At 63.5% G+C, this 22,953-nt stretch carries 22 protein-coding genes; 9 read left to right on the forward strand and 13 right to left on the reverse strand.

Annotation, left to right across the window (positions count from 1 at the left end; genetic code table 11):
* Positions 1–29: 29 nt before the first annotated feature.
* Genes pdxA through lptF form a run of 5 tightly spaced genes read right to left on the reverse strand, consistent with a single transcriptional unit; the run spans position 30 to position 6,640 of the window.
* Positions 30–1,007, reverse strand: a complete 978-nt coding sequence (gene pdxA, locus D9R08_RS12780) for a 4-hydroxythreonine-4-phosphate dehydrogenase PdxA (protein WP_121898447.1) — start codon at positions 1,005–1,007, stop codon at positions 30–32.
* Positions 1,004–2,251, reverse strand: a complete 1,248-nt coding sequence (locus D9R08_RS12785; protein WP_158598994.1) for a peptidylprolyl isomerase — start codon at positions 2,249–2,251, stop codon at positions 1,004–1,006. The genes pdxA and D9R08_RS12785 overlap by 4 nt, the downstream gene beginning before the upstream one ends.
* Positions 2,252–2,286: 35 nt before the next feature.
* Positions 2,287–4,431 carry an LPS-assembly protein LptD gene (locus D9R08_RS12790; protein ID WP_121898449.1) on the reverse strand — a complete coding sequence of 715 codons (2,145 nt, stop codon included), beginning with the start codon at positions 4,429–4,431 and terminating at the stop codon, positions 2,287–2,289.
* Positions 4,428–5,525, reverse strand: coding sequence for an LPS export ABC transporter permease LptG (gene lptG, locus D9R08_RS12795; RefSeq protein ID WP_121898450.1), 1,098 nt, complete (start codon positions 5,523–5,525; stop codon positions 4,428–4,430). The genes D9R08_RS12790 and lptG overlap by 4 nt, the downstream gene beginning before the upstream one ends.
* Positions 5,522–6,640, reverse strand: coding sequence for an LPS export ABC transporter permease LptF (gene lptF, locus D9R08_RS12800; protein WP_121898451.1), 1,119 nt, complete (start codon positions 6,638–6,640; stop codon positions 5,522–5,524). Before lptF ends, lptG begins: the two co-directional genes overlap by 4 nt.
* 141 nt (positions 6,641–6,781) lie before the next feature.
* Between lptF and D9R08_RS12805 the strand changes: the two genes are divergently transcribed.
* Entirely contained in the window at positions 6,782–8,248 is a 1,467-nt protein-coding gene (locus D9R08_RS12805) for a leucyl aminopeptidase (RefSeq protein WP_121898452.1), read from the forward strand.
* 3 nt (positions 8,249–8,251) lie between these two features.
* Positions 8,252–8,716, forward strand: coding sequence for a DNA polymerase III subunit chi (locus D9R08_RS12810; protein ID WP_121898453.1), 465 nt, complete (start codon positions 8,252–8,254; stop codon positions 8,714–8,716).
* Between the two features lie 41 nt (positions 8,717–8,757).
* Here the strand turns inward: D9R08_RS12810 and D9R08_RS12815 are convergent, their stop codons facing one another.
* The 3 genes from D9R08_RS12815 to abc-f are packed head-to-tail and all read right to left on the reverse strand — an operon-like array spanning position 8,758 to position 11,888.
* Positions 8,758–9,339: a retropepsin-like aspartic protease family protein gene (locus D9R08_RS12815; protein ID WP_121898454.1), complete on the reverse strand. Its 582-nt coding sequence runs from the start codon at positions 9,337–9,339 to the stop codon at positions 8,758–8,760.
* A gap of 41 nt (positions 9,340–9,380) precedes the next feature.
* A complete protein-coding gene (locus D9R08_RS12820; protein ID WP_121898455.1) occupies positions 9,381–9,998 on the reverse strand; it encodes a MarC family protein in 618 nt (205 codons plus the stop codon).
* A gap of 36 nt (positions 9,999–10,034) precedes the next feature.
* Complete coding sequence (abc-f, locus tag D9R08_RS12825) at positions 10,035–11,888, reverse strand: ribosomal protection-like ABC-F family protein (RefSeq protein WP_121898456.1); 1,854 nt, start codon at positions 11,886–11,888, stop codon at positions 10,035–10,037.
* Between the two features lie 103 nt (positions 11,889–11,991).
* Between abc-f and ndk the strand changes: the two genes are divergently transcribed.
* Positions 11,992–12,414 (forward strand): nucleoside-diphosphate kinase, encoded by a 423-nt coding sequence (gene ndk / locus D9R08_RS12830; RefSeq protein WP_121898457.1) that lies wholly within the window; start codon positions 11,992–11,994, stop codon positions 12,412–12,414.
* Here the strand turns inward: ndk and D9R08_RS12835 are convergent.
* From D9R08_RS12835 to D9R08_RS12845, 3 genes are all read right to left on the reverse strand, one after another.
* A complete protein-coding gene (locus D9R08_RS12835) occupies positions 12,411–12,794 on the reverse strand; it encodes a DUF4112 domain-containing protein (RefSeq protein ID WP_121898458.1) in 384 nt (127 codons plus the stop codon). The genes ndk and D9R08_RS12835 overlap by 4 nt on opposite strands.
* Positions 12,795–12,800: 6 nt before the next feature.
* Entirely contained in the window at positions 12,801–12,974 is a 174-nt protein-coding gene (locus D9R08_RS12840) for a YqaE/Pmp3 family membrane protein (RefSeq protein WP_121898459.1), read from the reverse strand.
* Between the two features lie 142 nt (positions 12,975–13,116).
* Positions 13,117–14,157, reverse strand: coding sequence for a cytochrome-c peroxidase (locus D9R08_RS12845; protein ID WP_121898460.1), 1,041 nt, complete (start codon positions 14,155–14,157; stop codon positions 13,117–13,119).
* 1,094 nt (positions 14,158–15,251) lie between these two features.
* Here D9R08_RS12845 and pufB point away from each other — a divergent pair.
* The 6 genes from pufB (at position 15,252) to D9R08_RS12875 (ending at position 20,128) form a co-directional block, all read left to right on the forward strand.
* The gene (gene pufB / locus D9R08_RS12850) at positions 15,252–15,404 is read left to right on the forward strand and encodes a light-harvesting antenna LH1, beta subunit (RefSeq protein WP_121898461.1); all 153 of its coding nucleotides are present in this window, start codon (positions 15,252–15,254) and stop codon (positions 15,402–15,404) included.
* A gap of 12 nt (positions 15,405–15,416) precedes the next feature.
* Positions 15,417–15,758 carry a light-harvesting protein gene (locus D9R08_RS12855; RefSeq protein ID WP_121898462.1) on the forward strand — a complete coding sequence of 114 codons (342 nt, stop codon included), beginning with the start codon at positions 15,417–15,419 and terminating at the stop codon, positions 15,756–15,758.
* Between the two features lie 131 nt (positions 15,759–15,889).
* A complete protein-coding gene (locus D9R08_RS12860) occupies positions 15,890–17,332 on the forward strand; it encodes a PucC family protein (RefSeq protein WP_121898598.1) in 1,443 nt (480 codons plus the stop codon).
* 53 nt (positions 17,333–17,385) lie between these two features.
* Positions 17,386–17,994, forward strand: coding sequence for a hypothetical protein (locus D9R08_RS12865; RefSeq protein ID WP_147450677.1), 609 nt, complete (start codon positions 17,386–17,388; stop codon positions 17,992–17,994).
* A gap of 134 nt (positions 17,995–18,128) precedes the next feature.
* Positions 18,129–19,331: a CaiB/BaiF CoA transferase family protein gene (locus D9R08_RS12870; RefSeq protein WP_121898464.1), complete on the forward strand. Its 1,203-nt coding sequence runs from the start codon at positions 18,129–18,131 to the stop codon at positions 19,329–19,331.
* Entirely contained in the window at positions 19,328–20,128 is an 801-nt protein-coding gene (locus D9R08_RS12875) for a citryl-CoA lyase (protein ID WP_121898465.1), read from the forward strand. Before D9R08_RS12870 ends, D9R08_RS12875 begins: the two co-directional genes overlap by 4 nt.
* A gap of 98 nt (positions 20,129–20,226) precedes the next feature.
* On the opposite strand, the gene D9R08_RS12880 is transcribed toward D9R08_RS12875, so the two are convergent.
* Together D9R08_RS12880 and glyA are read right to left on the reverse strand one after the other, a co-directional pair.
* Positions 20,227–21,264, reverse strand: a complete 1,038-nt coding sequence (locus D9R08_RS12880; RefSeq protein WP_121898599.1) for a fatty acid desaturase — start codon at positions 21,262–21,264, stop codon at positions 20,227–20,229.
* A gap of 170 nt (positions 21,265–21,434) precedes the next feature.
* Positions 21,435–22,730 carry a serine hydroxymethyltransferase gene (gene glyA / locus D9R08_RS12885; protein ID WP_121898466.1) on the reverse strand — a complete coding sequence of 432 codons (1,296 nt, stop codon included), beginning with the start codon at positions 22,728–22,730 and terminating at the stop codon, positions 21,435–21,437.
* Positions 22,731–22,953: the final 223 nt, after the last annotated feature.

Genomic DNA, 22,953 nt, shown 5'->3' on the forward strand with positions numbered 1-22,953 from the left:
CAGCCTGCGAAGCACCCTGAATGGCAGGCTCAGACGGCGCGGGCCCTTGCCATCTGTTCGGCCATCCGCAAGGCTGCGATCAGGCTGGTGGCGTCGGCCTGGCCCGTGCCCGCGATGTCGAATGCCGTGCCGTGATCGGGCGAGGTGCGGATGAAGGGCAGGCCGAGGGTGACGTTCACGCCGCCCGAGAAATCCAGCGTCTTGATCGGGATCAGGGCCTGATCGTGATACATCGCGATGGCCGCATCATAGCCCGCGCGGGCCGCTTCATGAAACATCGTGTCGGCGGAATGCGGGCCGGTGATGGCCATACCCTCGGCCTTCAGCGCGTCGATCACGGGCGCGATCAGGTCTGTCTCCTCCGCGCCGATCGTTCCGCCTTCGCCCGCATGGGGGTTCAGCCCGGCCACGGCGATGCGCGGAGCCTCCACACCGAAATCCCGACGCAGCGCCGCCTCGGTGATACGGATCGTGTCCATCAGGAGCGCGCGGTCCAATGCGTCCGGCACCCTGGACAGCGGGATATGGATGGTGGTCGGCACCACGCGCAGCGCGTCGCAGGCCAGCATCATCACCACACGGGGCACGCCCGCCAGATGCGCCAGATACTCCGTGTGGCCGGGATGGGAAAAGCCGGCCCCATCCTTCAGCGCCTTCTTGTTGATCGGCGCGGTGCAGAGCGCGGAGGCTTCCCCCCGCATCACCAGATCGACACCGCGGGCAATCACGTCAATCACAGACTGGGCATTGGCCGGGTCGGGTTTGCCGGGCAAGGCGGCGGCGGGGAAATCATGGGCCAGAACCGGCAGCGCATGGCCCGAGATATGGGTGGCATCGCCGGGAGCGTGGATCACCTCCACCGGTGCGCCATGGCCTGTCAGATGCTGCGGATCGCCAATCGCGAAAAACGGCAACCGGGCCCCGAGCCGGGCCCAGGCCTTGGCGGCGATTTCGGGTCCGACGCCCGCGGGCTCCCCACAGCTCAACGCGATGGGGGCAGTGCTCATTCGTCTTCCGTGATGATCGCGTCAGCCCGCAATTCGGCCAGGAACCCGTTGGCATAGCTTTCCAGGCGTTGCTGGAACAGGGCCTGGCGTACCTCCTCGCGGCCGCCTTCGGGCAGCTCGGTCGAACGCCCGCAGAGCATCAGCACCTGCAGGATCTGGCCGTTGTTGCGGGTGATGCCAAAGGACATCTCGTTATCGTCGAGCTTCGCCAGTTCCAGTGATACATCCGCCGGCACGTCCTCGATCGGCAGGGACTGCCGGGTAAACCCGCCGGGGCGCACGCCATAGAGGTCGTCGCATACGTCCACTTCGTTGCGCAGACGCTGCGCCTCGGCGAGAGCGTCCTCGGAGCGTCCGCCCTCGATCGGGATCGTTGCGTATTCGACGGCGGTGATCACCGGGGTCACGAAGTCGGTCTCTTCGAAATCGCGCAGCTGAAAGATCGCGATGGCCGGACCAAGGGGAACCGGCTCGGTCACATCACCCGGCCCAAGCGTCAGCACCAGAGACCGCAACCCGGGCGGCAGGCTGGACAGGGGCCGCCAGCCAAGCGACCCGCCAGCCCGTGCGGTGCCGGCGGCCGAAAAACGGCGCGCGGCGGCCGAAAATCCGCCGACATCGCCATCCAGCCTCTCCGAAAGCCGCTGGATCTGCGCGCGTGCTTCTTCCTGGTTTTGCGGGGTCAGCGGTATGACCAGTTCGGCCAGCAGAATGCGCGCGCCCTGAGAGGATCCGCTCAACGTCAGTGCGCGGTCGATCTCTTCCTCCGTGACCTGCGCGCGCGGGCCGAAACGGGTGCGCAGCACGTTGCGCCAGGTAACGCCGGCTGCCACGAAATCCCGGAATGTCTCGGCGGAAACACCTTCGGCCGCGATCGCCTGAATGAACTGTTCGGGTTCCAGATTGGCGCGGGCGGCGAACTCGGCCATCCCCTCCTCGACCTCCTCGGCGGAGGCGGTCAGGCCGAGCCTTTCGCCGGCCTGGGTTTGCAGACGTTCATTGACGAGATCCTCGCGGGCTGTCTCACCCAGATCGCCTGGAGCGTTCAGAAGTTCCAGAAACCGGCGGCGTTGTTCGATCTCGTAATAGGTCACCGCACGGTCGTTGACGGTGATCGCGGCCGTGAAGGGGCTTTGCTGCGCGTTTGTGGCGACAGGCGCCAGCGCAGCGGTCAGAGACAGGGCGCCGGCGACGGCCATGGCGATCCAATCGGGCCGGGAAAACTGTTTTGCTCGCATGCTCATCGTTTCTTGTCCGTTATCCTGTTGCGCAGTTCCGATCAGTGGCAGCTGCGATCGTAGCGGCGGCCATCCCGCGTTGCGCCAAAGCCATTCAGCGCGACAGTCAGGCCCAATTCGGTTGACGGCTCCAACGTAGCCGAGGAGGTGAAGCGGCGCGAGAGGGAAAACTCCACATCGACGCATTCCGTTGCATAGCTCAACGCCAGCCCGGCCCGCGTCGGTTCGTCGGAGACGAAATCATAGCGCCAATCAACCGCCGCGGCCCAAGCATTGTCGAAATCATAGCGGGCATCGAAAGACCATTCGGCCATATCCAGCGGGCGGCCCTCGGCCGGGTCTGCCCGCAGCCATGTGAAGCGGGAGGTGAGCCCGTGGGCCTCCCCGGTCCAGGAGACTGCAAGCTCGTTGGAGGTGAAATCGAACGCATCGTCGAACAGCATCCGGTTCATCACGCTCAGATCCTGCCCGAGGCCCAGATTGGCAGAAAGCAGCCAATCGGATTGGCGCCCGTCCAGACCCGAGCCCGGCGTGAAAGGCCCGAACCCCCCTTCGCGGAAGACCCGGCCGACAGTAACGCCAAGCGACCAGCCAAGCGGGTCGGTGCGCGTATAGGTCACGCCGATATTCAGCCGCCGCCCGGTTTCGCGGGCGTCGTTGCCCGGAAACCGGTTGAGCGAAAAAAGATTGGCCTCGTCGAATTCCACCACCGCACTGTCCTCATTGGGGATCAGCGCCGTGTCGTCGTCGCTCCAGGCCAGTTGCACGGTCGGCTCGACCAGATGGGTCACGCCGCGCTCGCTGGTCATGGCCCATGGCCAGCGCAGTTCGACGGCGGCAAAGGGTGCGATCCGCGTTTCCTGATCCGGAAAGCTGCTGTCTTCCCGGATGTTGTAATAGTCGGCGTAGACCTCGGTTTCGATGGCCAGAAGCAACCCGGCGGGCAGCACCCAGTCCCGGCGCCAGTCTGCGCTTGCCGTCACGCGCCCGACATCGCGGCCAATCGCATCGGTGTCATCGACGCGGTAATGCGCATGGGTGCTGAAGCTGAGGGAGGCGATGCCGCCAAGCACCGCGGGTGTGTAGCGTCGGGTATACTCCGCATTCAGCGCCCGGTTCGGCAGGATGCGGTTGTCGTCGCCGTCGCGCAGCGACGTGAAATAGGTCAGGCCGCCTTCTATATACTCGTCCCGGCGGGCCCGGCTGAAGGTGAGATGGCTTCGCAGCCGGTCTTCGTCGGAATAGCCATAGGCCAGAAGATAACTCCGGTCGGTGACGCCTTGCAGCCCGAAATCAAGCTGGAAATCGCGGGGCAGGTCGAATGTGCCTTCGGCAAAGACATACCCGCGCTGGTCGTCATTTGTCAGATCATCCCAGGTCAGGGCCCCGTCGACCTCGACAAACCCGTTGCGAAACGCCTGACGATAACGCGCCTCGATGCTCTGGCTTTGGCCAAGCGTCAGAAACGGGGTCAGCGTCAGGTCGGCATGGTCACCCAGTTCGATGAAATAGGGCAGGCGGATGCCAGTGCCGATCAGATCATTGCCGCGGATCGAGGGAACGAGAAAGCCGGTGGCGCGCTCCAGCGTCGGGTCGGGCAGGCGCAGGCGGGGGATATAGGCAAGCGGGATGCCAAGAGCCCGGAACTGCGCACCCTCGAAATATAATTGCCGTTCCAGTTGATCATGCACGATCCGCCGGGCGCGGATTTCCCAAAGTGGGACCGGGTTGCTCGCGCAGATCTCGCAGGAGGAGGCGACGGTCTGGTAAAGCTGCGTGTAGCGCCCCTCCGTCCGGTTGATCTCGGTTGCCGCGATCTGCAGTTGCCGGTCCAGCACCAGCCGCGCGGATTGCAGAATGCCGCTTTGCATGTCGGCGGACAACTCGGCGAACTCGGCGAAGAAAACGGTGCGCCCGTTGGCCTCGATCACGCTGAGCGGGCCTTGCACGACCATTGTGTCGTTGACGCCGTCGTAGCGCACCGACTGGGCCCGCATCCGGCTGCCCTGATAAAACACCTCGACATTGCCGGTGGCCTCGATGACCTGGCTCGCGCCGTCGAACTCGATGCCGTCCGCGATCAGGGTGGCGGGCATCTGCTCCGCGGTCTGGGCGTCGGCCCCGGTCGCGCCAAGTGTGGCTGCGAACAGGGAGAGGGCCAGAAGAAGGGCGCGCAGCGGGCTCATCCATCCTCCGTATGAAGCAAAAGGCCGAGGGCCAGAAGGATAGCAGCCAAAGGCGGCGTCCAGGCGACGACCGAAATCGGAAGCTGGCCGGTCTCGCCCAGAACCTGTGCGAAGCTGCGAATGAAAAACACCCCAAACCCAAGCAGGATCGCCGACAGGACCATGACGCCGGTCTTTCCGAACCGCGTATGCCGCATCGTGAACCCTGCGGCGATCAGCACCATCGCGGCCAGCATCAGCGGATTGCTCAACTCCATCTGAAGCCAGACCCGATGCTGAAGTGCGGCAAAACCCGCGCGGTTCAGTTGCCGGATGAAACCGGGCAACTCATAGATCGGAACGGTGGTGGGGCTGCCGAAACTGTCGCGGATCTGTTCGCGGGTCAGAGTGGAGGGCAGGGTATGCGCGGCCAGCGTTTCGGCCTCGGCCTCGGGATTGGCACTGCCTGCCAGCGGCCAGATCTTCACATTCTCAAGCGACCACGCCCCCAGTTCCAATTGTGCCGACCCGGCATCGATCCGGCGCTGCATGGTTCCCTGGTCGTCGAACACGAAGAAGCTGGCATTGCTGAGCACCGTGCCATCGGCATTGGACCTGTCCGCACGGATGACGGTCTGCCTTGCCTCGCTGCCCTGACGCAGCCACAAGCCCTCGGCGCTGACCGAAAGCGTACGCTCCTCGCCGGTCTGAAAGCGCGCGATGCTTTGCGAGTATTGCCGTTCCGTCGCCGCGACGATGGGGTTGAGCACGGTGACCCCCAGGACCCCGAGCAAGACCGCCACCACCACGGGCGACATCGTGCTGCGCAGGGCGGAACGTCCCGCCGCCCGCACGACCACCAGTTCCGAAGTGCGTGCTAACCCCAGGAACAGGAACAGGGTCGCGATCATGATGAACAGCGGCAACATCTCGTAAAGCGTGCCGGGCAGATTAAGCAGCGCCAGCTGAAATGCCGCGTTCAGGCCGGCTTCGGGGTTGCCGATCCGGCGCAACTGTTCGGCCAGGTCGATGGGCAGCAGGATCGAGATGAAGACCCCAAGCACGATCGCAAAGGATCTCAGGAAGCGCCGTGCGATATACAGATGCAGGATCATGCCGCCGCCCGCCGTCGCGCCCGGGGCCCGCGCATTCCCCGGAGGGTCAGCCCGGCGACAATCAGAAGCGCCAGAAGCGGTTGCAGATAGATCAGCAGGATCTGTCCGCCCTCCCTGAGGGCCAGCGCTTCGGCCGCATTCCACGTCATCTGAAGCGGGATGATCAGAACCACCGCCAGCAGGATTTGCGGCCAGACCCCGAAACGGGAAAAGGAGCCAAGCATCAGCGTGGCCGCCCCGATCACCGGCACCAGCAGAACGAAAAGCGCGCGCGCGATCCGGCTGTGCCCCTCGAACTGCATGGCGGCGCGGTCAAATCCCTGTTCGGTGGCGAAATCCGGATCGGCGCGCAGCAGAACCGGCGTGGGCAACTCGCCGAGATCGTAGCGCCGCGCGTCCGGTGCCTCGATCAGACCAGCGATATCATAGGTGAAATCGTCGAACTCCACGATCGAAAGCCGCTGATCGGCGGCCGTTCGGGTCTGCGCCATCCCGTCGAACATCACCAGCCGCGGCCCGGCCTCGCCGCGAACCAGCAGCGCCCTGCGCGCGTTGTAGGTGGTTTCGGCGCCGAGGCTGGAGCGATCCTGCAGAAAAACATCCCGGAATTCGCCCAGTTCTGTGATCTCCCGGATATAGACGGTCAGCCCGGCGGTGGGGTGGATGAACTCCCCTTCGCGCAAAAGCCGCCCGGTCATGTCCTGGGTGACCTCGGCGCTGCGCTCGTTGAACTGGCCGCGGGCGGCGGGCGCCAGCACGTTGGCTAGAATGCCGACCAGAACCGCCAGCAGCAGTCCGAACAGGGCCACGGGCCGCAACAGCCGGATCACACCCATGCCGGCGGTCTGCAGGACCACGAGTTCGGATTCGGCGATCATCCGGTTGAAGATGTAAAGCGTGGCCACGAACGCCGAAACCGGCAGCACTGTCAGCATGATCTGCGGCAGGCTGAGCGCGGTGAACTCAAGAAAGACGGCGAGGTTCTGACCATCGGCGATCAGCGAGTCGAACAGGTCGACCGCTCGGTTGATCCAGTATACGGATATCAGGACAAGGCTGAAAAAGCCGAACAACACCAGCAGTTGTGACAGGATATACCGGTCGTACCGCCCCACAGGTCATGCCCCTCATCTTGTGTCGTTCGTTGGTCTTTTACCCGGTTTTACTGCAATCCCGTCTCCGTTAACAGGCCCATCTGGTCATCCTCCGCGGCCCCGCCTAAGCTGCGGCAAATCTCGAACACCATGAGGCCCCGTATGACCACCCCCATCGACATCTCCTTCGCCGAAACCGACCTGAACGCCTTGCGCGAATTTGAGGGAAAGATTGCGGTTTTCGCAACTGAAGACGGTAAAATGGATGCCGGCGCCCGGCGCGCCAACCGGTTGACCAAGGGCGCGGTCGCGCGGATGCTGGATGCAAAGGGCTGGGGCAAGGTCAAGGAGGGCGAAGGCTTCGTGATGGGCTTCCCCGCCGGGGTTCTCGCCAGCGCGGTCATGGTTCTGAAACTGCCGCGCCGTCCGTCGACGGACCTGGCACGCAAGGCCGGCGCGAGCCTTGCCAAGTTCAAGGGCGATGATCCGCTTCTGGTGGTGGCGGGCAATCTGAACCGGATCGAGGAGGTGTCGCTCGGGCTGGCGCTTCGCGCCTACAGCTTTACCGATCACAAGACCGAAGAAGTCGCCAAACCCGGCCCCGCCACGATCTTCTGCAGCAAACCCGAGGCGGTGGCTGCCGCGGCCAAACCGGCCATGGCACTGGCGGAAGGCGTGTTTTTCACCCGCGATCTGGTCAGCGAGCCGGCCAATGTGTTGACCACCGATGATTTCGCCGCCCGGCTGGCCGCAATGCAGGAAATCGGCCTTGAGGTCGAAATCCTGGAAGAGGCGGACATGAAAAAGCTCGGCATGGGCGCGCTGCTGGGAGTGGGGCAGGGCAGCGATGCGCCTTCCAAGATCGTTGTGATGCAGTGGAAAGGTGGCGCCAAGGAAACGCCACTGGCGCTGGTCGGCAAGGGGGTGGTGTTCGACACCGGCGGCATCAGTCTCAAACCCGCGGCGGGCATGGAAGACATGACGATGGACATGGGCGGCGCGGGCGTTGTCGCGGGCGTGATGCGCGCACTGGCTTTGCGCAAGGCGAAGGCAAATGTGGTCGGGCTGGTGGGCCTTGTCGAAAACATGCCCGGACCGAATGCGCAACGCCCCGGCGATGTGGTCAGATCCATGAAGGGCGACACGATCGAAGTGATCAACACCGATGCCGAGGGTCGGTTGGTTCTGGCCGATGTCATGTGGTATGCACAGGATCGGTTTGCGCCTTCCGCGATAGTCGATCTGGCGACGTTGACAGGTGCGATCATCATCGGCCTGGGTCATGAAAACGCCGGCGTTTTTTCCAATGACGACGGGTTCTGCAGCGCCTTTCTGAAAGCGGCAGAGGCCGAGGGCGAGGGCGCGTGGCGCATGCCATTGGGCGCGGCCTATGACGAAATGCTGAAATCCGAGGTGGCGGACATGAAAAATGTCGGGGGCCGACCTGCCGGCTCGATCACGGCGGCGCAGTTTCTGAAGCGGTTCGTGAAGGACGAGACCCCTTGGATCCATCTGGATATCGCGGGCGTGGCCAGCGTGAAATCGGACACGACACTTGCGCCCAAAGGGGCGACAGGCTGGGGCGTTCTGGCGCTCGACCGGCTGATCCGCGACCGGTACGAGGGCTGACGTTTGGGCGCTGCCTATTTCTACCATCTGACCCGGCGCCCGCTTGAAGAAACGCTGGCCAGTCTTGCGGGCAAGGCGCGCGGGGCCGGCTGGCGGGTGGCGGTGCGCGCCCGGACCGATGCGATGGTGGAGCGGCTGGACGATCTGCTTTGGCTGCGCCCGGAGGACGGGTTTCTGCCCCATGGCCGCGTCGGGGGCGATCATGACGCGGAGCAACCGATCCTGTTGACGACCCTGACCGAGATGCCCAACGGCGCCACCTGCCTGATGAGCGTCGAGGGCGCCCCGGTCGGGGCCGAGGAGGTCACGGCGCTGGACCGGGTTTGCATTCTGTTCGATGGGCACGATCCGGGCGCGGTGCAGCAGGCGCGGGAGCAATGGAAGATGCTCACAAATGCGGGCTGCGCCGCCCGATACTGGTCCGAAGAAGACGGCGCCTGGGAGATGAAAGCCGAAAGCGGTACCTGATCGCCCGGGCCCGGCGTTGCGAGGCTATCCGTTCGGCGATGTCAGCGGGTCAGAACCAGTTCGCCGCCGGTGATCTCGATCCGGTCGAAGCGGTTCAGATAACTCATCCCAAGCAGGCTTTCGGCCATGGGCCCCGCATTCACCACCGCAGGCACATCCGTTTCCACCACCCCGCCAAGGGCCACCTGATCCAGACGCACGGGGGCGGTTTCCACCAGGCCGTTCGCCGTCATCGCGCGGCCCGAGAAGACGAGACGGTCCATATCCACCCCGACGCGCATCGCGTCCTGCCGGGTCAGCACCATATCCGACGCGCCCGTGTCGACGACGAAGCGCACCGGCGTTTCGTTGATGTCCAGCATCAGGTAATAATGCCCGTCAGGCGCGCGCGGAACCTCGATCACGGCACCATCCAGTGCGGTCGATTGCCGGGGCAGCACCGTGCCGCGGATATCGCCCCAGACGCCGACCGCCACGATCGCGCCCAGAAAAATGAACACCCACATCGCGGCCTGCTGTGCCATCTTGCCCATCTGGTGCCGGTTCGCGACCAGAAGGTATCCGGCGATAACCGTACCGAAGAGCCCCAGATAGATAAAAGAGGCGATTTGATCTCCGCTCATGCGCGACCCTCCATTCGCCTCTGATATAGGCGCTTCGGCGCTCAAATCACCTGCAGGTCGCGGAAACCGTCGATCACGAACTGCACTGAAAGCGCGGCCAGCAACATGCCAAGAATACGGGTCACCACATTGATGCCGACCGGCCCCAGCAGGCGTTCCAGCGGGCTGGCCAGCAGAAACAGCACGAAGACGCAAAGCAGCACCAGCACCATGACCCCGTGGATCATCGCGATATGAAGCGTATCGGTGCCGGGCTCACCCGCCAGCAGGATCATCGTGGTGATCGACCCGGGCCCCGCGATCAGCGGTATGGCCAGCGGAAACACCGACGGATCTTCGGGATGAGCAGCATCCGCCTGCCCCTGACGGCGCGGGGCGCGACGTTCGAACAGCATGTCGAGCGCCGTCAGAAACAGCAAGATGCCGCCCGCCATCCGAAAGGCGGGCATCGAGATGCCGAGGAAATTCAGCACGGCCTCCCCGGCCAGTCCGAAAAGCGTCAGCAAGGCCACCGCAACGAGACAGGCCCGGATCGCGATACCGCGGCGCGCCCGGGCGGTCATGCCCTGGGTCAGCGCCACGAAAAGAGGGGCCATGCCGATCGGATCGATGATGACGAAAAGCGCCACGAAAGCGGGGATGGCGGTGGAAAAATCCATCGTCCTAGCCCTGCAGCCTTTTTGCGGGTGCCGCTGTCATTCGGCGGCCTCCTGGGCTTTTTCAATCCGTTCCTGCGCAGCCATCCACAAGGCTTCCGCCCGGTCGAGCCCGTCCATCACCTCGGCATATTTCTTCTGCCATGTGTCCAGCTCTCCCTTGCGGCCATCTTCGTAGAGCGCAGGGTCGGCCAGTTTGGTGGCCAGCTTGTCGCGCATCTGGTTGAGCTTCTCCACCCGCGCCTCGGCCTTTCTAAGTTCGGCCCGAAGATCCTGCATCTGCGCATGGCTGGGGCGTTTTGGTCTCGGTTTGTCGGGCTTCGGCGGTTTCTCGTCGCCTTGCAGGAGCATCCTGCGATATGCCTCGAGATCCTCGGCATAGGGCGTGACGCTGCCATCTTTCACAAGCCACAACCGGTCGGCGACCATGCTCAGCAGGTGCATGTCGTGCGAAACGAGGATGACGGCACCGGAATAGGCGGTCAGCGCCTCGACCAGCGCCTCGCGACTTTCGATATCAAGGTGGTTCGTGGGCTCGTCCAGGATCAGCATGTGCGGCGCATCGATGGTTGCCAGCAGCAGCGACAGCCGCGCCTTCTGCCCGCCGGACAGGCGGGCCACCTCGGTATCGGCCTGATCGGGGCCAAGCCCGAACCCGGCTAGCCGAGCCCGAAGCTTCGACTGCATTTCCGTGGGCCGCTCCCGCTGGATATGCTGAAGCGGCGTTTCATCGACATGCAACTCGTCCACCTGATGCTGTGCGAAATAGCCCACGCGCAGTTTGGAGGACTGGGTTTTCCGGCCTTCGGAGGCCTGAAGCTTCCCTGCGAGCAACTTGGAGAGCGTGGATTTTCCTTCGCCGTTCCGGCCCAGAAGCGCGATGCGGTCGTCCTGATCGATGCGCAGGTTCAGCCGCTTCAGGACAGGGGAACCGTCATAGCCGACGGCGACACCGTCCAGTTGCACGATGGGCGGCGACAGATCCTCGGGCCTGGGAAAGGTGAACACGGTGCGCGCGGCGTCTTCAGGCATCCGGATGGTATCCATCCGCTCCAGCATCTTCACGCGGGACTGGGCCTGTTTCGCTTTGCTGGCCTTGGCCTTGAACCGGTCCACGAAGCTTTGCAGATGGGCGCGCCGGGCCTCCTGTTTCTTGGCTTCGGCCGCCTGCACCGCGCGTTTTTCGGCCCGCGTGCGCGCAAAAACATCGTAGCCGCCGGTGTAAAGGGTTAGCTTCCGGTCGGCGAGGTGCAGGATGTGGCCCACGGCGCGGTTCAGAAGCTCCCGGTCGTGAGAGATGATCAGGACGGTATGCGGGTACTTCGCCAGATAGCTTTCCAGCCAGAGCGCGCCTTCAAGGTCCAGATAGTTTGTCGGTTCATCCAGCAGCAGCAGATCGGGGGCCGAGAACAGAACTCCCGCCAGCGCCACGCGCATCCGCCACCCGCCCGAAAAGGCGGAGCAGGGCATATGCTGTTCGGCATCGGTGAAACCCAGACCCTTCAGGATCGTGGCCGCCCGCGCTTCCGCCGACCATGCGTCGATATCGGCAAGCCGGGTCTGTATCTCGGCAATCCGGCCCGCATCCTGCGCGGTGTCCGCCTCTGCCATCAGTTGCGCGCGTTCGGTGTCGGCTTCCAGCACGGTGTCCAGAAGCGAGGTTTCGGAGGACGGGACTTCCTGCGCGACGCCGCCGATGCGGGCGCGTTCGGGCAGGGTGATCGCTCCGCCGTCCAGCACCAGTTCCCCTCGGATCAGACGGAAAAGCGTGGTCTTGCCGGTCCCGTTCCGGCCCACAATACCCACCTTGTGACCCGCCGGTATCGAGGCCGAGGCCCCCTCAAGAAGGGGCCGGCCAGCGATGGAATAGGATATCTCGGCAATTCGTAGCATGGGCGCGGTGTGGCGGAGCGTTGCGCCGGTGTCAATCGGCGGCTTTCCAAGCCCGGGTCCCCATGCTAGAGGCGCGCCAAACCTTAACGTTGGAGCGAGACCCATGGCCCTGGAACGGACCTTTTCGATCATCAAACCCGATGCCACCAAGCGCAATCTGACCGGCGCGATCACCGCCAAGTTCGAGGAGGCGGGTCTGCGCGTCGTCGCTTCCAAGCGTATCCACCTGACCAAGGCGCAGGCGGGTGTTTTCTATGCGGTGCACAAGGAACGCCCGTTCTACGATGAGCTGTGCGAGTTCATGTCGTCCGAGCCGATCGTGGTGCAGGTTCTGGAAGGCGAGAATGCGATTGCGAAGAATCGCGAAGTGATGGGCGCCACCAACCCCGCAGAGGCGGCAGATGGCACGATCCGAAAGGAATTCGCGCTGTCAATCGGAGAAAATTCGGTTCACGGCTCGGACGCCCCTGAAACGGCGAAAGAAGAGATCGCCTATTTCTTTTCGGGGCTTGAGCTGGTCGGCTAAGCTTCCATCCGGTGCGGCTTGTGAGCGGCGGTCTGAACGGACCGCCGTTTTTCTTTTTCCAGATGCTCTTTCAGCAGCGCCACGTTGCGCTTGTTGGCCTTGAAGCCGACATCGAAGATGTCACCTACAAGCGGAATCGCCCCAATGAGGAGGTCGATGCCGGTATTCGTGGCCATGCGACCGATCAGATACCACGGCGCGCCCATGTTGCGGGCCTGGGTGATGATGTAGATGGCAGGGGCTACTGCCAGCCCGTCGCCGATCCCGGGGATCAGCCCGATCAGACTATCCAGACCGATGTGGATGCCGGTGCCTGGAATGCGGAAGGCCGCGTCCATCTGCGCGGCCAACCGGTCGAGTTTATCAATATCTGCGGGCATCCGCGTTTACACTGTCCGCGGATTGTCGCGGGCGATGATGTAGACGGCATGCACGATGCCGGGGATGTAGCCCAGAAGCGTCAGGATGATGTTGAACCAGAAATGCTTGCCCAGACCTTCCTGAAGGAAAACGCCGAGCGGCGGCAGGATGATGGCGAAGAGAATTCGAATGAGGTCCATTGGTATCTCCTTTGATTGTCGGAATACCAACGGGCGGCGCGGCGTTTTGTTCCCCGGGCTGGGGCGAAAAATAACAGCCGCACCCGAAAGCGCGGCTGTTCTTCATGTATGAACCGCAGGGTGCGGTCTCATCCCGCCGATATCAGAAATCCGTTTCCGGCAGGGGTGTGGCGTCGGTCCTCACCGGCAGGATCGGGTGAACGACCTCCGGTTGCTCGCCGGTGAGCGTGCGCAGGAAGGCGACGATATCCGAGACGTCCCTTTCGTCCAGATCGGCCCCCAGTTGCGCCGTGCCCATGACGGCGACCGCTTCCTCCAGTGACCAGACCGTGCCGGAATGGAAATACGGCGCGGTCAGCTCGATGTTCCGCAAGGGCGAGGCGCGGAACACGTAGTCATCGGTGACCGTCTGGGTGATCGCAAACCGTCCCCGGTCCCCAACGGGGAGGATATCCGCGCCCGGCCGCTCCACCAGACCGAAGGGATAATACTCCTGCCCGCCCAGATTGACGCCCGCATGGCAGGCGACGCAGCCTTCGTCCATGAACGCGGCGAGGCCACGCAGCTCTTCCTCGGTCAGGCTGTCGGCACCTTGAAGGAACTGGTCGAACCGGGCATTCGGCGTGATCAGCGTCGCCTCGAAACTTTCGATCGCAAGCGCGAAATTGTCGAAGGTGATCGGCATGTCCTCCCCCGGGAAGGCCGCCGCAAAGGCGTCCACATATCCGGGCATGGATTCGAGCGTCGCAATCACGCGGTCCGGCGTGTTGTTCATCTCGACCCCGGCCTGCACCGGTCCCTGCGCTTGTTCGGCAAGGTCTGCCGCGCGGCCGTCCCAGAACTGCGCGATGTTGAACACCGCGTTGAACACGGTGGGCGCATTGCGCGGGCCCCGCTGCCAGCCATGGCCGACCGAGGTTTCCAGGCCGTCATCCCCGCCCAGCCCGACATTGTGGCAGGACTGACAGGAAAACAGCCCCGACCGGGACATGCGCGGGTCAAAGAACAGCATCGCTCCCAGATCGACCCGGGTACGGCTCACGATGTTGCCATCGAGGCTTGGCGGGCTCAGGGGGATGGGTTCGAAAAAGTCCTGCGCAGCTGCACGCAGGTCCGTATCGGCAAATGCCGGCATGACACCTGCGGCCAGTATGGCGCAGGCGGTAGAGAACAGACGTCTCATAGACTCGAGTCCTTATAAGTTTAGAGTAAGAATGATTCTAAACTACGCAGGCCCCGCGCATTTGATCTGGATCAACAAGAGACAGTTTGACCCAGTGCTAAGCCTCGGATTTCCGGGTATTTTTGTCGGCTATTCGCATCGGAGCGGGCCGCGTCGGATCCCGGTCGGTATCTGTCAGATACGGCCTTGATCACAACCGGCATTAGGGCCCGAGACCCGCATCCGCGATGCGGTCATCGCCATTTTCGGGGGTTTTGGGGCCCGGCTCGTCTCAGATACTGGCCCAGTCAGAAAATCGGACCGGTGTCGGGCGCTCTTTCTGGGGCTGCGCGTCGCGCGGGCTCGGTTTGCGTGTCTGCATGATACTGCTCCAATGGATATAGGTCTTGATGCCTATGATCTTTCAGGATCCGCTGCGATTCGGGCCTGATATGGACGGAAATGAGGCATGAATGTGGCAAGGCCGTTTGTGCGGCGGAAAAGGTCTGGCGACCCGACAGGGTGGAAGAGAGACAATTGAGCCGGGCCGCCAGCCAGTATTCGCGTCAGGTCACCGAAGCGCCGGAGGAAGGGAGGAGAGGCACGTAAGCGATCCTGACAAGTCGAGTGTGCCCGCAGGGGCAGGGTGGCCCAAGCGGAAGCCGCCGATTCATCCGGAGATTCGTTGTCTGACGTTTTTTTGGGCGCGATCTCACGGGGGGAGGGTGGATTTCTGGGCGGTTCCGATGCGCTTCGATGCGCTGACATACTATCGCGATGCCATGGCAAATTTCGGTTCGGAAGGGCGGAGCTAAGGAAATTACCTCCAGAAGCTCAACCAGTTGTCATTCAGGCTTTACACTTTTCGGAAGTGGCCTAGAATAACATCTTCTCCATCAGAATAGGGGCCTTCACAGCCCTGTTTTGCCTGCCTCATCTGAATGTAACCAAAAACTTACACTTGATACTGTCTACTTTACATGACACTATCGAGGCTGATGGGGCCGTCTGTTCCTAGACCGGAGGCGCCGACACTTCCATCGTTCAAGGCCGGAGGCGTGGGTGACCGCGCTTCGCGGGCTAGACCTGAACTGTAGAGGAGTGGGAGGCAAACTATGTCTGATCCCGATAAAATATGGCCCACCGGCCTGACTGAGAGAGAAGCCGAAGAGGTGCATAGCTACCTCATCGACGGAACGCGCGTCTTCGGGGTGATCGCCCTGATCGCCCATCTTCTGGTGGCGGTCTCGACGCCGTGGCTCGGATAAGGAGGCCCGGTCATGAATAACGCAAAAATGTGGCTTGTCGTTAAGCCAACCGTGGGGGTTCCGCTGTTTCTCAGCGCGGTCGCCATCGGATCCTTTGCCGTGCATGTCGCGGTGTTGAGCAACACGACCTGGGTTGCGGATTTCCTGTCCGGCCAGGAGTTGGGCAGCGGCATGGCCGCGATGGACACGAACAACACCGCTGTTCTGCCGGCCAGCGTCGATGCGACAACCGCTGCACCAGTCTATATCGACGCGGCGGCGACGACCGAAGATGGCATGCTGGTGATTCTCCCAGACGGGAGAACGGCCAGACTTGTGATCGATCAGGGCGTCGCGCTTGCATCGTCGCAATAGCGCGCAGGCGCCACGTAAGTAAGGGAGTGGGCCGGGGGTATGTTTCCCTCTCCGGCCCGTCCTCCCGCTCCTTCGGTTTGCCCGGCCGGCCTGTGCCGGTCGGGTGACCGAACCGGGTGGCAAGGACCAAGATGATCCAGTTCCGCAAATTCGCCCTGAGCAAGATAAGCCGGATCGCACCACGCTATCTGCCCTTCGCTGATGTCGCGACCGAGGATCTGCCCCTGTCGCGCCTGCTCAGGCTGGCGCTGTTTCAGGTCACCGTGGGAATGGCGCTGGTCCTGCTGGTCGGCACACTGAACCGGGTTATGATCGTAGAACTGAACGTGCCCGCCTCGCTGGTGGGCATCATGATCTCCCTGCCATTGGTTTTCGCGCCGTTCCGGGCGCTGATCGGGTTCAGATCCGATATTCACAAATCTGCCCTCGGCTGGCGGCGCGTGCCCTACATCTGGAAGGGGACGATGCTGCAATTCGGCGGCTTCGCGATCATGCCTTTCGCGCTGCTGGTGCTTTCAGGATATGGCGAGGCGGTGGACGCCCCTGCATGGATCGGGCTGTCAAGCGCGGCATTGGCGTTTCTGCTGGTCGGCGCGGGGGTCCACATGGTGCAGACCGTGGGCCTTGCGTTGGCGACCGATCTGGTTCCGGTGGAGGATCAGCCGAAAGTGGTGGGCCTGATGTATGTCATGCTGCTTCTCGGCATGATCGTCAGTGCGATCGTCTTCGGCGCGCTGTTGACGGATTACACGCCGGGGCGGTTGATACAGGTGGTTCAGGCTGCCGCCGTCATCACCGTTGCATTGAACATCCTCGCCCTGTGGAAACAGGAGCCGCGCGACCGGACGCGCGCCAATTCCATCGCCCCCGTCCCCGAATTCCGGGAGGCTTGGGGCGTATTCGTCACCGGGCGGAATGCAATCCGCCTGCTTATTGTGATCGGCCTTGGCACGATGGGGTTCGGCATGGCCGATGTGCTGTTGGAGCCCTATGGCGGCCATGTGCTCGACATGTCGGTGGCACAGACCACACGGCTTACGGCGGTTCTGGCCGTGGGCGGGCTGGCGGGGTTCGCGCTCGCCTCCCGTGTGTTGCTGCGTGGCGCGGACCCGATCCATGTGGCGTTCTGGGGCGCCGTCGTCGGGGTGCCGGCCTTTGGGGCGATCGTGCTGGCCGCACCGTTCCATTCCGTGGCCGGCTTCGTTCTGGGCACGCTGTTCGCGGGCTTCGGCGCGGGGCTTTTCGGCCATGGCACGCTGACCGCGACCATGCGCAACGCGCCGCGCGAGCAGATCGGGCTTGCGCTCGGGGCCTGGGGCGCGGTTCAGGCCACGGCGGCCGGGATCGCCGTCGCGCTTGGCGGCGTAATCCGCGACCTGATCGTCGCGATGCCCGGAAGCGAAGCTTTCGCGGCGGAGGCCCCCTATGTCCCGGTCTTCGCACTGGAAATCGTGTTTCTGGCGCTTGCACTTCTGGTTGCCTACCCTCTGCTGAGGCGGATGGCTGGACCAGAGCAGAGGGCGCATTACGTTTCGACCAAGACAACAGACCTAGCGGCGAAATCGGTGCCCTGAGAACAGGCGCCATAATGCTGACCGGGCCGGCGGTGAGCGGAAATGGAGGAAAGATGACTACCGTAATCAGCAGGCTCTATGCCGATGCGTCTACCGCGGATGCTGTCGTGGCGGCGCTTCACGCAGCCGGGCATCCGGCCGCGAATATCAGTGTGATCGCGCCAGGTCCCGGGGCGGAGGCCGAGATCAGGGAGGCCCGCGTCCCCACCCGCGCGGCGACGAAATACGCCGGCTCCATGTCGGGCGACAACCGGCTGGTGGTCAACCGCGCGCCCTTCACGCCCTTTGGCGCGGCGCGGAATGCGATGGAGATCATGAACTCCCGCGACAGCATGGATGCAGGCGTGCAAGACGAAAACGTTTATGTCGAAGAGCCGCGCAATGTGCGTCTGTCCAACAGCATACTCAGCGACCACCCCAGATTCCTGTCCAGCGACATGGATCCGGGTCGGGGCCGCAAGCGCGGTCTGGTCTCGAATGCCTTCCGGATGCCGCTTCTGATCAAGAACCGGAACGCCAACTCGGCCATTTCGGGCGGCAGGCAGATCTTCCCCGGCAAGCCGCTGCTGAGCAAGAAGCGCAAACTGTCGGTCATTTCCGGCGGGCGCCTGTTCACGGCCGCCCTCGGGATGCCGATGTTGAGCCATCGCGGTCCGCGCTAGGCTTTCATGGGAGCGACGGACACCCTGCCTGATCTTCGGGATCGGGCAGGGTTTCATTTGTCTGGCTGCCGGCGCCCGCATCGGGCACAACATGGCCGACATGGCCCCGCGGGCCCGGCGAAAGGCGCGATCCGATGACTGATGCGAACCAGCCCCTTGCCGGGCTTCGGGTGCTGGATTTCGGCCATACGGTCATGGGGCCCACCGCCGGTCTCGTGCTGGCCGATCTGGGCGCGGATGTGATCCGGGTGGAGCCCGCCACGGGAGACCCGACACGGGATCTCAAAGGGTTCGGCACCGGGTATTTCCCCTTCTACAATCGCAACAAACGCTCCATCGCGCTTGATCTGAAGGATCCGCGCGGGCTGGAGATTGCCCGCAAGCTGATCGAAACCGCCGACGTGCTGATCGAGAATTTCGGCCCGGGCACGATGGTGCGGCTGGGTCTGGGATATGAACAGATCGCGGATACATTCCCGCGTCTTGTCTATCTGTCGCTGAAGGGGTTCCTGCCCGGCCCCTACGAGGATCGGGTGGCATTGGATGAGGTGGTACAGATGATGTCCGGGCTGGCCTATATGACCGGCCCGCCGGGCCACCCCCTGCGCGCAGGCGCCAGCGTGATCGACGTGATGGGCGGCGTGATGGGGGTGGTTGCCGTGCAGGCCGCGCTGGCGGAACGGGCGCGGACCGGCAAGGGTCAGTTCGTAACCTCGGCCCTGTTCGAAACCGCCGTGTTCCTGATGGGGCAGCATCTGGCCTATGCGGCCCTTTCGGATGGGCCGGTGCCACCGATGCCCGCCCGGGTTTCGGCATGGGCCGTCTATGATCAGTTCGACAGTGCAGAGGGCGAGCGCGTGTTTCTGGGCATTACCTCCGACCGGCACTGGCTGAGATTCTGCGAAGTTTTCGAGCAGCCCGCGCTGGCCGCCGATCCGGATCTGACAACGAACAATCAGAGGATCGAGGCCCGGGCCCGGCTGTTGCCTGAGATTGCTGATGTCATTGCGCGCCTTTCCCTGCCCGAGTTGTCCGAAAAGGCGCGTGTCGCGAAGCTTCCCTTCGCACATATCGCGCGGCCCGAGCACCTCTTCGATGATCCTCATCTGGCGGCGGGCGGGCGGCTCTTGCCGACCAGATTGCCGGGCGGTGTCGATACGCGGCTGCCTGCCCTGCCGATCGAGATGGCGGGGCGCAAGACCGCATTGGCCGCCGACCCGCCCCTTGCGGGGGCGGATACGCGCGCGCTGCTTGACGAACTGGGCTATGAGGAAAACGAGATAGACGGGCTGGCCCGCGCGAAGGTGATCGCGATGCCGGTGGAGGAGCAGGAATGAGCGATGTCGCCGATTGGTGGTCGACCGCGATTATCGACATGGAACCGGGCCGGATCGCGATGCGCGGCCATGCGATACAGGATCTGATCGGCCGGGTCAGCTTTCCGCAGATGATCTGGCTGATGACGCGCGGGACCCTGCCCACCGAGGCGGAGGCCCGGCTGCTCGAAGCCGCCCTTGTGGCGGCGGTGGATCATGGGCCGCAGGCGCCCTCCATCGCGGCGGCGCGGATGGCGGTGACCTGCGGGCTGCCACTGAACAATGCGATGGCGAGCGCGGTGAACATGCTGGGAGATGTCCATGGGGGCGCGGGCGAGCAGGCGGTGGAGCTTTACGGCTGGATCGACCGCGCGGGCGGCGATCTGGCGGTCGCAACCGCAGCCGCGATCGACCGGTGGCAAAGGGAGCGCGATCGCTTCGTTCCGGGGTTCGGCCACAGGTTTCACAAACCCGTCGACCCACGCGCGCCGCGTCTTCTGGCGCTGGTTGACGAGGCCGCCGCCGCCGGCACAGTTTCGGGCCGGTTCGCCACCATCGGCCGGGCAGTCCAGGCAGAGCTGAATGCCCGCAAGGGAACCGCGCTGCCGATGAATATCGATGGGGCCACCGCCGTGATCTATGCCGAACTCGGCTTTGCGGGGCCTTTGGCGCGGGGTCTTTTCTGCCTTTCGCGATCTGTCGGCATTCTTGCGCACGCGTGGGAGCAGATGGAGCAGGGCGGGCGCAACAAGGGTCCGACGCCGCCCGCCTATCGCTGGCGATACACCGGACCCGAGGGGGGACGGGAAGACGGCTGACCCATTCCGCCCGTCGCGGAGGGTTTTTTAGAGGTCTGGAGACCGATTCGCGCCGCCGGTCACCCGCGCGCCCGCGCGTCATACGGAGACACCGGGCCCTATTCCGCCGGCGTGAGACCGGGCGCGAGACGGCGCCGCGGGAACGGGACCAGTCGCCCGGTGTCTTCATCCCACAGCTTCAGGGTGAAGCTGCGCAACGCCTCGGGCCAGCGGATCGTCTGCACATCGTATTTCTGACGGAGCGCGCGGTGGCACTGCCGGAGCCGGTAGCTGGGGATATTGGCGTTGAAATGGTGGATGTCATGATAGGTGATATTGGCGACGGCCAGATCCCACCACCAGCCCAGATCAAGCGCGGATGACCCCTGAAGCGCTGCGCGGGCGGGGTTCAGATCCGGCTTGCGGTCCCAGTATGTGTCTTCGAAATTGTGCTGAAGATAGACCAGAAACACCCCGATGCAGCCCGCCACGAAGACCGTACCGGCATAGATGATCAGACCGGGAAGACCGGCGAAGAGCCAGATCATCCCGACCCAGACGGCAAGGCCCAGATTATGGGCCAGAACCAGCGCCGCGCCGGTTCTGGTGGAGTTTTTCGGCCAGCGATAGGCCAGAACATAGGTGAACAGACCGCCGATCGGGATCATGATGAACGGGTTGCGGTAAAGCCGGTAATACAGCCGTTTCCAGAAACCCGACTGCTGCCATTCCGACAGGGTCATGGTGAAGATCTCGGTCGTGTCTCGCTCGTCGAGATTGCCCAGATGGGAATGATGTTCGTTGTGATTGAACTGCATCACCCGGTAGGGCGTGAGCGTGAAGACCGAAAGCCCGTGACCCGCAAGGTCGTTATGCTGCTTCTTCGAGAAGAGAGAGGCATGCCCGCAATCATGTTGCAGCACATAAAGGCGAACCCCCGAAAAGGCGTTCAGCACGATCAGCGGAACCACCAGAAACGGGTTCGGCCAGGCCAGAACCGCAAGTGCCAGAGTTGCGAAATAGGCGACAAATGTGCCGAAATAGCTGATCAGCGCGATACGGTCGTCACGGGCGGTCCAATCGCGGGTAAAGGCCCGGATTTCGCGCTCCGCCTCGCGCCTATAGGCCGGGGTGATATGGGGCGTCGTCACACTCATGATCGCGTCTTTCATCCGTCAATGCCAAACGGGGGGCATGTGCCCAGTCGCCCCTTAAATTGCCATTGGCGCGGCATGCGGGCAACCCCGGGAAGTCATAGGAAAAACATACGCTTGCACTGCCTCGGCGAGGCTTCGCCGAGGGTAATCAACCAAAAGATGTGCGCCGCTTAAAGCTCCGGGTAAATCGGGAAGCGTCCGCACATCTCCAGAACCTCGTCGCGGACGCGCGCTTCGGTTCCGGCATTGCCGTCTTCGCCGTTGGCGGCCAATCCGTCAACCACCTGAACGATCCAGTCGGCGATCTGCCGGAACTCGGGTTCCCCGAAGCCGCGGGTGGTTCCGGCCGGAGAGCCAAGGCGAATGCCCGACGTGATCGTGGGTTTTTCGGTGTCGAAGGGAATGCCGTTCTTGTTGGTGGTGATATGGGCGCGGCCAAGGGCCTTTTCCGTCGCGTTGCCCTTCACGCCCTTGGGGCGCAGATCGACCAGCAGCACATGGGTGTCCGTGCCGCCCGTGACGATATCGAGACCGCCCTTCATGAGCTGGTCGCCCATCGCCTGGGCATTCTTGATCACCTGGGCCTGATAGTCCTTGAACTCAGGGCGCAGCGCCTCGCCGAAGGCCACGGCCTTGCCCGCGATCACATGCATCAGCGGGCCGCCCTGGATGCCGGGGAAGATGGCGGAGTTGAACTTCTTGGCCAGCGCCTCGTCATTGGTGAGGATCATGCCGCCGCGCGGCCCGCGCAGGGTTTTATGCGTCGTGGTCGTGGCCACGTGGGCATGGGGAAAGGGTGAGGGATAGTGACCCGCCGCCACCAGACCGGCGAAATGCGCCATGTCGACCAACAGCCATGCGCCAACGCTGTCCGCGATCTCGCGTATGCGGGCGAAATCGATGATCCGTGGAATGGCCGAACCGCCGGCAATGATCATCTTGGGCTGATGCTCGGCGGTCAGTTCCGCGATCTGGTCGTAATCGATCTGAAGATCCTGCTGGCGGACGCCGTATTGCACGGCGTTGAACCATTTGCCCGACTGGTTGGGTTTTGCCCCGTGGGTCAGATGCCCGCCCGCATCGAGGCTCATGCCAAGGATCGTGTCGCCGGGCTGCAGAAGTGCCTGAAACACGCCCTGATTGGCCTGGCTGCCGGAGTTCGGCTGCACATTCGCGAAATCGCATGCAAAAAGCTGCTTGGCGCGCTCGATCGCCAGATTTTCGGCGATATCCACATATTGGCAACCGCCATAGTAGCGCCGGCCCGGATACCCTTCGGCATATTTGTTGGTCATGACGGAGCCTTGCGCTTCCATCACGGCGGCCGAGACGATGTTTTCGGACGCGATCAGTTCGATCTCGTCCCGCTGGCGGCCAAGCTCGGAGCGGATGGCGCCGAAAAGCTCCGCATCGCGGGTTTCCAATGGTTCGGTGAAAAATCCGTCATCGCGGTGGGGGGCATTCATGGCAGCGGCTCCTGGACACGGTGCAATTTCGCGTCTGTTTATGGCAACGGGCGGGGTCGGGGAAGGGGAGATTCCGCCGCAATGGGCGCCTTCGGCGGCATTTCGGTGGATTGGTCCACCGGCGATGGGCAAATGACGCGATCGAAAGGCCGCGACCAGGAAGGCCGATGGAAAGGCCCGATCAGGCGTCGCTAGCAAAAGGATTGTGTTTCGCGATGGGGCG

Source organism: Rhodophyticola porphyridii (assembly GCF_003688285.1).
GTDB classification, from domain to species: Bacteria; Pseudomonadota; Alphaproteobacteria; order Rhodobacterales; family Rhodobacteraceae; genus Rhodophyticola; species Rhodophyticola porphyridii.